Genomic DNA, 12,165 nt, shown 5'->3' on the forward strand with positions numbered 1-12,165 from the left:
TTATTTTGCATCATATCGGGTGACAAAAGGGGATTCCTTTTTGATGATGACCCCTTCCGCTGTCCACCGCTCCAGCTCTTGTTTAAAACGGGTGACCTCCCAGGAGAGCCCGCATTCCCGGTTGATCTGAGTCGTCACATCCACCAGGTCCGTATCAAAAACGGGGAGACAGTCTCGGACCACCTTGAGCACCCGGTCGTCTCGCTCCGCTTTAACAGCACGCAATTCATCAAAGGGATTGGCCACATGGGGGCTGTGGGTGTAAGAGGCCCGAATCCGGACAAAGAGGGTCCGCCCAAAAACCGCCGACGATATAAAGGTATCCCCCGAGCGAAGATACGGAAGACGTCTCCCTTCTTCTTGGGTTAGGTCGGTCTCTTCTCGCAAAGTAGCGATGTCTGTTCCACGCACGGTACGGAAAACAAATTTGGTGTTCAACTGAGCAGTGATCGTCTCGTCCAACAAAGTAGGCCGCTGGGTAGCCAACATGAGGAAGGCTCCGTATTTCCGCCCTTCCTGGGCAATCTCCTTCAGCACTCTTTTCGGCGGAGCATCTACTCCTTTTGGTGCGAAGTTGTGGGCCTCGTCCGTCACAATGACGAACGGTGGGAAAAACACCCCTTCCTCCCCGTTCATCCGGGCATCCCGGTATTCCCGGCGTTTTTTATAGACGGCAGTGATCACATAGGTGGAAAAAACCTGGAGGACCCAGGAATCCCCCTGCACCACCACTAGACGCCCTTGTTCCAACCCCTGTTCGATCACTCGAATGTCATGGGTGAAAAGACCTGCTTTCTCTAACCGGTTGAGCCGCCACTGCACGCCTTTGACAGAGGCCAAGGGAAGGCTTCCATATTGGGGCAGGAGCTCCAGTAGATCTTTAATCCGCTCCGCCTCCGTCGGGGTGAGATCCTCATCATGGAGGCGCTTCTTTAATCCTTTCTCCCCTTCTTCGATCGCCTGGGCCACATTGGCCAGCCGGTCGCTGAAGGATATGTAGTTGTCCCCCCGCTTGTGCAGGGATTGAATCACATTGGTCATCGGATCAGTAAGGCCGCCTCCCGATGCACCCACCAGGCTGACCAGCTCCCGAGTGGACAGATCCGCAAAATGGATCCCCACCTCCCGACCCACCTGAACCGCCATCCAGCGGTTATCAAAAGAGGGGCTTTCATCAGCCAGCTCCGGAACCTTATCCCCGAAACTCATCTCAAAGTGGGGATCGAACACCAAGGTCGGTATCGCCAGCTTCATCAATTCCTCCAGGATCACCCGTAGGCCGAAAGACTTTCCCGAACCCGAGCCTCCAAAAACACCGATATGCGGATACTGCTGCATCGTCTTGATATCGAAGAGGAAGGGAACCCCCCGCTGTTCCCGCCACTCGCCGTCCTCGATGAGGCGAACCTGTCCTTTGAGGTCCTCATCCAGGGTTTCTCCCAGTGCTTCCGTTCCCCGAATTTCACCCAGCACCATCCCCTCTTCAGGATCCGCCTTCACTAAAAGGCGCCTCACCTCCTCAAAACGGGGTGCTCGCACGGGTACTCCCGTCCGTACCGGATGGGGTGCTTCGGAAAAGAGGCGGAGCTTCGCCAAATTCACCTCGTCGGAACCGATATCGTAGCCGATCTGCTCGAGGGATTGGATGACCTGGGTATCCACCACGGATTTGTCCAATCCCATTGGAATCAGGCGGTTATAAGATAGGGTCTCCACGACTTCCCCACGCGGGAAGTCCAGCCCCCGATCCTCTAAGACCAAGATTTCATTGATGCGGAATTTCCGATCCTTCGAAGCCACATACACTTCCTGCTGTGTCGTCACGCCTACTACTTGCATCCAGGTTCCTCCTCTCCCTGCTTTTTTCTTGTTCCTTCCACAAAACCCTCTTCCCCTCAGAGGCCCGCCTTCTCAAAGATGGCGCTCTTTTCGTTTGGGATGAAGAAGCCTGTGACGAAGATCCGGATCGATATACTGTTCTACCATGGCATGAACCAAGGCGTCGGTCACCCGAACCTCTTTGTCCACGATGTCCAGCCACAAGGGAACTCCTCTTCCCTGGGCAGGCGTGAGCGTATGGACAAGACGGATCAGGTCGTCGCGGAACTCCTCTTGTGCTGCCAACCCGTCAATCCCCACCGGCTGCGGATTGCGGGAAGAGGACAAAATCGCTTTCCACAGGCCGGTCCCGGCGGGATTCATTTCTGGTGACAGATACGCTTCCCCTGAACGGAGAGCCCCGAAGAGAAGATCCCGATCCGAATACGTCGATTGTCCGGGAAAGAGGCGACGAGCCAAACTTTTCGTCCCGATTTCCTCCGACACCCCAACCAAGAGAACTCCCTTCTCGATAGCTGTGCTGGCTAACTTTTCCCACATTGCCGCATCGTCAATCAGGAAATGAAGGAGAGATCCATCCATCATCACCACCCGGGGGCGCCACCGGCTGATCGCCTCCATAGCCGCTCCAATCTCCAAGGAGGCAAGCAGAGAGCCCCGATGTTTCGCTTCCCGAGCCAGCCGTCCCTCCGCTATCTCCTCTTCTTCCTCCGCGTCTAGTAGCGGAGTATACAGGTCGGCTGCCCAGTACTCCTCCCCACGCGTCCCCTTTGCCAGTGCCTGGAAAACGGACAGGGTGTGGGGATAACTGCCCGGTGTTGAATTGACAGAGCCGTCCACACCGACCAACGTTCCTCCGGCGAGCCAGTCCCTCAACCCATCATCGGCCCATTTTTCGATAGGACTGAAGGCACCGATTTCTTTCAATCCTTCACGGATTTTTTCGCGATCGAACACCTCGGGCGGATACATTCGCCTCAACTCGCGATTGGTCTCTTGAAGCTTCTGTTTCAAATCAAGCGATACCGGCAGCATCCCGTCCCCCCTCTGTTCACCATGGTTGGTTCCTTTCCCCAGTTTACAGGAAAACCAGTCAGCCCGGAATCCCCCGCGTTCCCCTCATAATTCCCGGAAACCCGCTCCCCGTGGGGAACCTAGCACTTTTTCCGTTGCTATGAAATGAAGCCTTATAGCTAAAAAAATTTTCTATAAAATTCGCAGTCTGTTATATTGACTGTTATGGGAATCGCTGGTATGATGTTTGTGATGCCGTTTCTGTCGAAATTTGACGGCTTCAAGACCAAGACCAAAAAACAGACCAAAGAGTGAGAGGAGACAACTCAAATGCTCAAATCTACCGGTATTGTACGGAAAGTGGACGAGCTTGGCCGCGTGGTTATCCCGATCGAACTTCGCCGCACCCTTGGAATCGGTGAAAAAGACGCTCTCGAAATTTATGTCGACGGAGAACGAATTGTGTTGAAAAAATACGAGCCTGCTTGTATTTTTACCGGAGAGGTGGACAACACCGTTCGTTACAAAAACAAAGTAGTTAGCAAGAAGTGCATTGAAGAAATGTACGAAATGCTGAGTGGCGAAGAAGTCCCCTCCAAATAATTCCGTGCACTTCATTTAAAAACTTACACATAACAACAAAAACGTCAGCCATCGTCGCTGGACCGAACTGTTGAAAGCTTTCGAACATGAAAAGACTCCCTCACGGGAGTCTTTTACCGTTAGCCGGTATGACGTCCGATCAAGGTTAGGATCCGATCGCACAAGCGCTCCGATTGGGTACCGAAAACCGCCTGGTAGTAACCAGGACCGACCCGGATGACACCGGCGGCACCCAGCTTCTTCAACTGATCTTTATCCAGCCTGGATTCATCTTTCAGAGTCATTCGCAACCGGGTGATACATGCATCCAGTTGATCGACGTTCTCTTCCCCGCCGATGGCCTCCAGTACTCCCCCTGCCAAAGAATCAAGCTGGAGGTCCTGCCTCCCCGTTGCATTTGTCGGCAAATCCTTCGTGATAGGCTCCTCGATCCGACCTGGAGTCGGCAGGTTGAATTTGCGGATGGCCCATCGAAAAGTCCCATAGTATATAAGCGCAAGGACAAAGCCAACCGGTATGATCAGCAGGGGCTTTGTCGCCCGTGTAAACTGGAGGGCGTAGTCGATAAAACCTGCCGAAAACCCAAAGCCCTCCCTCACTCCTAACATGTCCATAACCACAAGGGAAAGCCCGGTCAGGACGGCATGGATCACATAAAGGAGCGGAGCTAAGAACATGAAAGCATATTCGATCGGTTCGGTAATCCCGGTGAAAAAAGCAGTTAATGCGATCGAGAGCATCACACCGGCTGTCGCCTTGCGCTGGGAAGGTTTGGCCTCGTGGATCATAGCCAAACAGGCGGCTGGCAGACCGAACATCATAATCGGATAGAAGCCTGCTGTGAAAACTCCTCCGTTTGGATCACCTGCCAGAAACCGGTTCAGGTCACCCCGAATCACGTCACCGGCTACAGTGGTGAATTCCCCCACATTGAACCAGATCAAGTTGTTCAAGATATGATGCAGGCCAAAAGGAATCAAAAGCCGGTTGAGAAATCCATAGCCGAAAAGTCCAGCCCCTCCTGATGCAATCAAGGCATTGCCGGAATCGGAAATGGCTTGTTGCACAGGTGGCCAAATCACCATAAACAACACCCCGACAAACACCATCACGACTGTGGTCACGATCGGAACGAAGCGCTTGCCACCGAAAAACTGAAGCCAATCGGGCAAACGAATGTCCTTGTATCGGCGGTACAAATAAGCAGCGATAAGACCTGTGATAATTCCGCCGAGAACATCCGTCTGGTTCAATTTCACCTGCCAAGCTCCGACCGTTGGTGCGCCTGAATTTAAGCCGACCAACGTATTCAAAACCACATAACCGGCCACGGCTGCCAAAGCGGCTGTACCGGCCCCGCCGGTTAAACCGACGGCCACACCGACAGCAAACAAGAGAGGTAAATAACGGAGAATGGAATCCCCGGCAGTCATAATAACTTCCCCCGTTCGATGCACCCAGGAGCCATCCGCGGAGAACTCCGTCATGTTAAACCCCACGGCAAGCAGAATGGACGCCGCCGGCAGGACCGCTACGGGAAGCATTAAAGCTTTCCCCACCTGTTGTAGCTTACCGAAAAGCGATTTCAATAGAGGCACCTCCTATGGAGTGGATTAGTACATCGTATGCTGTCTGTCCCGGGTTCAATCCTTGTTGTCCCTTTGCTGGCCCCCTGATGATAAACCCGTTAAATAGGTTCTGGATTTCCTGTCTCCAACCCTTTTTGTCAATTCAGATAATTAGGCATAAAAAACCGCCCGGTTTGCAATCTCTGAGCGGTTGATTTCTTGCCATTTTTTCATTTTTGATCCTTATGATACGTGTTATAAACCTCCCGTTTAGGGAGGTCACGTTCCCGTGCGGTGGCCTGAATCGCTTCCTTTTTCGTGCTTCCTCGGTGAATATGCCAATCCACATGTTCCATGATGGTCAAAGCCCGCCACCACTCAGAGGATTCTTCTTCACCTTGGCTTTCCTTCGTTTCAGGTGAAGCCCCTTTGATAACTACGGTCATTTCCCCTCGCGGCTGCTCTTCTTCAAACCACGTTAAGCACTCAGAAACCCGCCCCCGCAACCACTCCTCGTGCTTTTTCGTCAGTTCACGCGCGATGGCCGCCTCTCGATCCCCTAATACTTCCTGAACATCGGCAAGCATCTGCCGAATCCGGTGGGGAGCTTCGTAAAAAAGGAGGGAGGCCGGTATATGCCTCCACCTTTCCAACTCGGCCTTCCGCTCTTTCGAATGGCGAGGGAGAAATCCGACAAAGAGGAAAGGCTGGGCCGGAAGCCCCGAGGCTACCACAGCTGTCAGGGCAGCATTAGGACCCGGGACCGGAATGACCGGGACCCCTCGCTCAACCGCCTCTCTGACCAGTTCTTCTCCAGGGTCCGATAGCCCAGGCATCCCCGCGTCACTGACAAGAGCCACGCGCTCTCCAGCCTCCATACGATCGGTCAGCTCCTCCATCCGGGAGAATCGGTTATGCTCATGGTAGCTAATCATTGGCTTAGCCAATCCCAAGTGAGACAGGAGCTTTCGGGTATGGCGTGTATCCTCACAAGCAATAAGATCCGCTTGTTCCAGCGTCTGATGCACCCGGGCACTCACATCTTCCAGGTTGCCGATCGGAGTTCCAACAATGTAGAGTAACCCCCCTGTTTCATCAAAACTTTTCTGCCTCCTCAACAGCCAGCCCCCTTTCAGCAATCAGTCGCATTTTTTGTTGCCGGGTCATTTCCTTGATCTCTCGCTCCAGCCTTAAGGCTTCCGAGCGAGTCTTCCCCGCTTCGACGAGGCGGAGTTTAAGAGGGCTCCGCCCCCGTGTGTATTTGGCCCCGATTCCCGCTCGGTGTTGGCGCAAACGCCGTTCTAAGTCTGTGGTAACTCCCGTATAGAGGGTTTGGTCTCGACATTCCAATATATATACCACGTAGTTTTTCCCCTGGGACATGGTTTACCTTCCTCCAGCCGTGAAAAAAGTGCCGGTGACCCGGCACTCATTTTTCCTCTTGGGACGTTTTATTCAAAAAGGACAGACAGAAAAGGCAGTCTCCATTGCTACGCATGTTACCGTAATGGACGTTACAGATGTGGAACCCTTCATTGTAAAGCCGGGCCAGGTTGTCATGCCCTTCTCCTGAGTTCTCCTGGCCCGTCGGATCGGCGGACTTTTCCGGTTGGCTCTTTCCGAATGGAGCTGTCTGTTCCAAGCGCTCTCGGAGAGCTTGGTTCTCCAGTTCCAGTCTGGTATTTTCTTCGAGCATTTGCACAATTTGTTGTTTCAGCCCGCCCAGCTCTTTATAGAGTTCCCCGATATGGTCCTCGATTTGAGTCATCCGGGCTAAGATCGCCTGTTTGTCCACGCCCCCCACCTCGAATCACCCATGGTCTGGTTCGATACTCCTACTGGATGGCAAATTCCCGCCTAGCATCAGGCTGCTTTACACCTGGGCCTTGATCGATTCCGCGGGGTGCTCTACGGTGCGTCCTGAGTCGGCCAATTGCACCTGGACGCGTCGCTCCAGCAGGTTGAGCACCGTGACGCGCCCACTCCCTTCCGGGGTAGTCACACGGGTGCCGACATCAGGCATCTTCTTCTTCGCTTCCACATAGTTGTCATTTTCGTACTTGAGACAGCACATTAGCCGCCCGCACAATCCGGATATCTTAGCCGGATTGAGAGACAGATTCTGATCTTTGGCCATCTTGATCGATACCGGCTCAAAATCACCTAGGAAGGAAGAACAGCAAAGGACCCGGCCACAAGGGCCGATGCCGCCCAACATCTTGGCTTCATCCCTCACACCGATTTGGCGGAGCTCGATACGAGTACGAAAGACGGAAGCCAGATCGCGAACCAGTTCACGAAAATCAACCCGGCCATCTGCCGTGAAATAGAAGATGATCTTATTGCGGTCGAAGGTATACTCCGCATCCACCAGTTTCATCTCCAATTCATGCAGACGGATCTTCTCGGAACAGACTAGCAGTGCCTCAGAGGCAGCTTGCCGGTTCTTATCCATCTGTTCCGTATCCTCTGAGGAAGCGACCCGGATTACGTTTTTAAGCGGAAGGACTACCTCGTCTTCCGTTACATAACGAATGCCGGTCACAACAGTACCGTATTCGATACCACGGACTGTCTCCACAATGACCGGATCATCACGGCGAATATCCAGATTGCCGGGATTGAAGTAATATATTTTACCCGCTTGCCTGAAACGGACTCCTACGACTGATAACATGTGTGGATCCCCCTTGCATGGCCAACACCATTTGCTCCAAAATCGCCTGGGGCTGAACGGGACCGGCCAATTGGCGCCGAGCCTCCATCACGGACTCCATCCCCTTTGTCAAGGAGGCGAAAGTCCATCTTGAAGCTTGACGGCGACGGGTATCTCCGTAACGGATAAAGACGGTGCCCTCCCGTCCGAGTTGCTCGTACATAAGGTCCCGAAGCCAAAGAAGCAGAAGATCCAAAGTTCTCTCCAATTGCTCCCGGCTGGGCTCTTCATTGAGCAACTGCATCTGGATGGTGAGCAGGGCATCCGACTTTCCGGAAACGATCTCCCCACTCCATTTTATCACTCGCTCACAAAGCAGGGCAAACCCGTCCTCTCTCGCCAGTGCTTCCGCCTCCGGAATTCCACCGGCCAAACGGGAAGCGATACGGGCACAATCCTTATCCACCCCTTTCTCTAGGAGCCTCTGAGCGATATGATCCGGAGCTAGTGAAGAAAAGCGAAGAAGCTGACAGCGAGAGAGGATGGTGGGTAGGATCGCATTAACATTCTCCGTTACGAGGACGGCAACCATACGCGATACAGGTTCTTCCAAAAATTTAAGAAGACTGTTGGCCGCCTGGAGAGTCATGGTTTCCGCCTGGCGGATAATAATTACCCGGGTACCTCCCCCGGCTGGGCTATAGGCGAAATCCCGCTGTAACCGGCGGACCTGGTCGATCTTGATCGTCTGACCGTCAGGTGAAAGATCACGTACTCCCGGATGGTTCCTATGTTCAATTCGTTGACACTGTCGGCATTTACCACAGGCTTCTCCATCCTGGTTTTCACAATTGAGAGCTTTGGCCAACTCCATCGCCGCCCCAGCCTTTCCCACTCCCCGGGGGCCGGTAAAGCAATAGGCGTGGGCCACCCTTCCAGAAGCGAGTCCTTGTTTCAACAGACGAACCACTCGATCTTGGCCGATCATATCAGTTAAAGCCATTTCAGCTCCCCTCCCCCGATTCCGTTATCAGAAGAGAATCCTTTTTTAAAACTGTTCAAAGCGATCCACAGGTAGGATGAAAACCGTAGCCCCGCCCACCTGTACCTCTACCGGGTAAGGAATGTAAGAATCCGCATTCCCCCCCATGGAAGACATCGGCGCCATCATCTGTTGGCGGGATTGGCAATTCTCCTTGATCAAGCTCAAAACACCCTCAACACGATCGTCCTCAATCCCGATCATAAACGTGGTGTTCCCCGCCTTCAGAAACCCGCCCGTGCTGGCAAGCTTTGTCGCACGCACATTTTCTTTCACCAGGGCCTGGGACAATCGGTTGCTGTCCTTGTCCTGTACTACCGCTATGACCATCTTCATCCTTCTCATTCCCTTCCGGGGTTATCCTTCGCCACCTGTCTTTCAGCCAACAATCGATCAAGGTCCGAACGTATGTCAGCAAATATGGCCTCTCTTTCCCTGTCGGCTTTTACCACCTGGAATCGGTCTGGTTCCATATCGGCCAGGTTGAGGAACCCTTGTCTGACCCGCTCGTGGAAAGACGCTCCTTTACGCTCTATCCGGTCAAAAGCCCCGCGTGCTTCCAGTCTACAAAGACCTTCGGAAGGAGGAAGGTCCAGAAGATAAGTCCGGTCCGGGCTGAGACCGCCAGTCGCCATCCGGTTAATCTCCACCACTTCCGAGAGGCTTCCCTCAGGGCCATAGGCTTGGTATGCGATACTCGAGTCGACAAACCGGTCACACAGGACTACTTTCCCCGCCCGAAGAGCCGGCTGAATCACTTCTTGTACCAACTGAGCCCGGGAAGCGGCATACAGAAGAATTTCGGTCTTCCGTGTCATTTCCGGCAGTGAAGGATCCAGCAATACTTCCCGGATTCGATCTCCCACCGCCGTACCTCCCGGTTCACGGGTACGTAAACAGGGAACACCTCGCGATTGTAAGTATTGCTCCATACGGAGGATCTGGGTCGATTTCCCAGCCCCTTCCGGTCCTTCTAAGGTTATCAGCCAACCCATCCCATCGTCTCCCAACGTGAACAGTTGTTTGTGGATTATTGTATCACGTAGACCTTATGCGGAAAACCGGGACGGATTCCGCGCACCCGGCCCCCATTATCCAGAATGTGTTGAATCCACCGGATGCTTTCTGCTGTAAAAATCTCCCCCGGCAGCACAAGAGGAATCCCTGGCGGATAGGGGATCACCATTTCCGCAGCAACCTTGCCCACCGCTCCTTCCAAAAGTATGTCGCTCCATGCGGATGAGCCCTCCCCGAGAGCCAAACGGCTTTCACTGATCACCGGCACATCCAACCCTTCTACCGGTTTCTCTCCCGGCATGTGAATCACTTCTTTATCCAATTGAATAAGCAACTTAACGAGGAGCCCGATTTCCTCTTGGGATGTCCCTACGGAAAAAACCGCGAGAACCCTCTTGTGGTCTGCCAGTTCCATATGGATTCCCCGTTTGCCAAACCAGTCCAGCAGTCGGTAACCGGATACACTTTTTTTCGCCCGGATGGACAATTTCAAGGGATCATCTGACGTCACTTCTTCCAAGTAACTCAAACCCCGGATCTTAACCCGGAGCAGGGAAAGAGACGAAAGAAGCTCCGATAGGGCCCCCTGCCCTTTTTGCACCATCCATCGCCGGGCCAGGTCCAAGGAAGCCATCAATGGATAAGAGGGACTGCTTGACTGGATCACCCGTAGCCAACGTGCTACCTTTTCCCGGTTCACTCGCCCTCCTTTCAGATGGAGCATGGAGGCCATCGTCATAGCCGGCAACATCTTGTGGGTAGACTGCACGGCGGCATCCGCCCCTGCATGACATGCGGCATCTGGAAGTTCCGGATGAAAGGAAAAATGCGCTCCATGGGCTTCGTCAACCAAGAACGGCAACCCATGCCGTCGACAGATAGCAGCCAACTCCGCAACCGGCTGTACTCGCCCAAAGTAATCGGGACTGGTAATAAAAACGCCTTTGCTATCCGGATAACGACGGATCGCCTCTTCCAAATCTTCTGGCTTGATTGGATTTAACCCACCGGTCATAGGGTCGGACCGACCCGACAGATAAACCGGCCGGACACCAGCGAGAGCCATCCCATTAAAAACGGATTGATGGGAATCCCGTTGGACAATCAGCCGCTCACCCCGGCGGCAGCAACTGAGCACCAAAGCCAAATTGCCTGCCGTGGTACCGCCCGTCAGAAAAAAGGTTTCTTCCGCCTCAAAAGCCTGGGCAGCCAGTTCCTGTGCCTCTCGGATCACCCCTGTCGGCTGATGGAGGTCATCCAATTCTCCCACTTCTGTCATATCCATCGGCAAAATTCGCCCAAACAATGAAAGTACTTCCGTATCAAAAGCTTGTCCTTGTTTGTGACCAGGTACATGAAAGTTTCCTCTACTATCCTTTATATGGCGTATCAATGCATCATAGATCGGTGCCGTCGCTTGATTGTCTGCCATCCATCCCCCTCCTACCCCCAACAAAAAGAAACGGAGACTGTCAACAGTCCCCGTTGTTCAAATCAATTGATCGGGCGCTTCCTGGATCCATATATTCCTCAGTTTACCAACGAAATGAGCATACTTTTTATCTGTTACGTCCGTATTCACAATTTCCACTTCACAGTCGCGACAGATAAACTCCTCCAGAACGGTGATTCCGTTCTCACATTCCCGTCTGCAGACGATACAGCGGATCTGATCGGTTGTATTCTGCAAGATCGACCCACCTTTTCATTTTTTCATCCATGGTTCCCAACAATGGCGGTAATTATACGGTCTTTTCCCTGTTTTTCACCGATTCATCCGCTCTGCATCCTCTCAATCAACCGGTAAAAAGCGATCAGGCTATTATAACCAGTATACCACAGGGCAAAGAATAAAGAGGAGCCAAACCGTGTAAAATCAGCGCAAAAGGGAAACGTATGAACAAAACCGGCATTGCGGGGGAGAAGATGATAAAATCCGTCACCCAATGGCTGCTGTTGGTATATGTACCGGTCATAGCTCTCCTGAAAGCTCTTTTGTATTATATTCACCGATCCCGGGTGGGTAACCCTCGGGACAGAGAATGAAACAAGATCTTTCAAGGATTTTTTTCGCGCGGAAAAGGTTCCGTCATGACCGGTGGCGATGAAAACGAAAAGAAGCATCCGCACAAAGCGGATGCTTCTTACATGCCTGGCAACGTCCTACTCTCCCAGGGGCTCGCGCCCCAAGTACCATCGGCGCTGGAGGGCTTAACTGCCGTGTTCGGGATGGGAACGGGTGGGTCCCCTCCGCTGTCATCACCAGACAATTGGATTACAGGGTATGCACCCTGAAAACCGGATACGGAAGAAAAGCGTGTAGCTGGAATGAATCCAGGAGAAGTCCTCGACCGATTCGTATCCGTCAGCTGAACGCATCACTGCGCTTACACCTCGGACCGATCTACCTCGTCATCTTCAAGGGG

The 12,165-nt window shown here is 53.1% G+C and carries 14 protein-coding genes and 2 rRNA genes; 2 read left to right on the forward strand and 14 right to left on the reverse strand.

Annotation, left to right across the window (positions count from 1 at the left end):
- Together ACFOUO_RS01890 and ACFOUO_RS01895 are read right to left on the reverse strand one after the other, a co-directional pair.
- A complete protein-coding gene (locus ACFOUO_RS01890; protein ID WP_380701585.1) occupies positions 1 to 1,839 on the reverse strand; it encodes an ATP-binding protein in 1,839 nt (612 codons plus the stop codon).
- A 72-nt stretch (positions 1,840 to 1,911) separates the two neighbouring features.
- Positions 1,912 to 2,874, reverse strand: coding sequence for a DNA double-strand break repair nuclease NurA (locus tag ACFOUO_RS01895; protein ID WP_380701587.1), 963 nt, complete (start codon positions 2,872 to 2,874; stop codon positions 1,912 to 1,914).
- A 309-nt stretch (positions 2,875 to 3,183) separates the two neighbouring features.
- On the opposite strand from ACFOUO_RS01895, the gene ACFOUO_RS01900 reads away from it, so the two are divergent.
- Positions 3,184 to 3,456 carry an AbrB/MazE/SpoVT family DNA-binding domain-containing protein gene (locus tag ACFOUO_RS01900; RefSeq protein ID WP_380701589.1) on the forward strand — a complete coding sequence of 91 codons (273 nt, stop codon included), beginning with the start codon at positions 3,184 to 3,186 and terminating at the stop codon, positions 3,454 to 3,456.
- A 119-nt stretch (positions 3,457 to 3,575) separates the two neighbouring features.
- Here ACFOUO_RS01900 and ACFOUO_RS01905 read toward each other — a convergent pair whose 3' ends face one another.
- The 10 genes from ACFOUO_RS01905 to ACFOUO_RS01950 form a co-directional block, all read right to left on the reverse strand.
- On the reverse strand, positions 3,576 to 5,000 hold the full coding sequence (locus ACFOUO_RS01905; protein ID WP_380701625.1) for a PTS transporter subunit EIIC: 1,425 nt from the start codon (positions 4,998 to 5,000) through the stop codon (positions 3,576 to 3,578).
- Positions 5,001 to 5,254: 254 nt separating this feature from the next.
- The gene (gene rsmI, locus ACFOUO_RS01910) at positions 5,255 to 6,142 is read right to left on the reverse strand and encodes a 16S rRNA (cytidine(1402)-2'-O)-methyltransferase (protein WP_380701591.1); all 888 of its coding nucleotides are present in this window, start codon (positions 6,140 to 6,142) and stop codon (positions 5,255 to 5,257) included.
- The gene (locus ACFOUO_RS01915) at positions 6,120 to 6,407 is read right to left on the reverse strand and encodes a GIY-YIG nuclease family protein (RefSeq protein ID WP_380701593.1); all 288 of its coding nucleotides are present in this window, start codon (positions 6,405 to 6,407) and stop codon (positions 6,120 to 6,122) included. Before ACFOUO_RS01915 ends, rsmI begins: the two co-directional genes overlap by 23 nt.
- A gap of 46 nt (positions 6,408 to 6,453) precedes the next feature.
- Positions 6,454 to 6,819 (reverse strand): DNA replication initiation control protein YabA, encoded by a 366-nt coding sequence (yabA, locus tag ACFOUO_RS01920; protein WP_380701595.1) that lies wholly within the window; start codon positions 6,817 to 6,819, stop codon positions 6,454 to 6,456.
- A 78-nt stretch (positions 6,820 to 6,897) separates the two neighbouring features.
- On the reverse strand, positions 6,898 to 7,701 hold the full coding sequence (locus ACFOUO_RS01925; protein ID WP_380701597.1) for a PSP1 domain-containing protein: 804 nt from the start codon (positions 7,699 to 7,701) through the stop codon (positions 6,898 to 6,900).
- The gene (holB, locus tag ACFOUO_RS01930; protein ID WP_380701599.1) at positions 7,661 to 8,683 is read right to left on the reverse strand and encodes a DNA polymerase III subunit delta'; all 1,023 of its coding nucleotides are present in this window, start codon (positions 8,681 to 8,683) and stop codon (positions 7,661 to 7,663) included. The genes ACFOUO_RS01925 and holB overlap by 41 nt, the downstream gene beginning before the upstream one ends.
- Positions 8,684 to 8,728: 45 nt before the next feature.
- Positions 8,729 to 9,058, reverse strand: a complete 330-nt coding sequence (locus ACFOUO_RS01935) for a cyclic-di-AMP receptor (RefSeq protein ID WP_380701601.1) — start codon at positions 9,056 to 9,058, stop codon at positions 8,729 to 8,731.
- A 5-nt stretch (positions 9,059 to 9,063) separates the two neighbouring features.
- Positions 9,064 to 9,717, reverse strand: coding sequence for a dTMP kinase (tmk, locus tag ACFOUO_RS01940; protein ID WP_380701603.1), 654 nt, complete (start codon positions 9,715 to 9,717; stop codon positions 9,064 to 9,066).
- Between the two features lie 35 nt (positions 9,718 to 9,752).
- Complete coding sequence (locus ACFOUO_RS01945) at positions 9,753 to 11,171, reverse strand: aminotransferase class I/II-fold pyridoxal phosphate-dependent enzyme (RefSeq protein ID WP_380701605.1); 1,419 nt, start codon at positions 11,169 to 11,171, stop codon at positions 9,753 to 9,755.
- 57 nt (positions 11,172 to 11,228) lie between these two features.
- Positions 11,229 to 11,429, reverse strand: coding sequence for a sigma factor G inhibitor Gin (locus ACFOUO_RS01950; RefSeq protein ID WP_380701607.1), 201 nt, complete (start codon positions 11,427 to 11,429; stop codon positions 11,229 to 11,231).
- A gap of 206 nt (positions 11,430 to 11,635) precedes the next feature.
- On the opposite strand from ACFOUO_RS01950, the gene ACFOUO_RS01955 reads away from it, so the two are divergent.
- On the forward strand, positions 11,636 to 11,785 hold the full coding sequence (locus ACFOUO_RS01955; protein WP_380701609.1) for a hypothetical protein: 150 nt from the start codon (positions 11,636 to 11,638) through the stop codon (positions 11,783 to 11,785).
- A gap of 104 nt (positions 11,786 to 11,889) precedes the next feature.
- Here ACFOUO_RS01955 and rrf read toward each other — a convergent pair.
- Together rrf and ACFOUO_RS01965 are read right to left on the reverse strand one after the other, a co-directional pair.
- Positions 11,890 to 12,006: ribosomal RNA gene (gene rrf, locus ACFOUO_RS01960) — 5S ribosomal RNA — on the reverse strand.
- A 68-nt stretch (positions 12,007 to 12,074) separates the two neighbouring features.
- Positions 12,075 to 12,165 (reverse strand): 23S ribosomal RNA (locus tag ACFOUO_RS01965); the annotation flags it as partial.

This window comes from Salinithrix halophila (assembly GCF_042650125.1).
Classification (GTDB): domain Bacteria; phylum Bacillota; class Bacilli; order Thermoactinomycetales; family DSM-45169; genus Salinithrix; species Salinithrix halophila.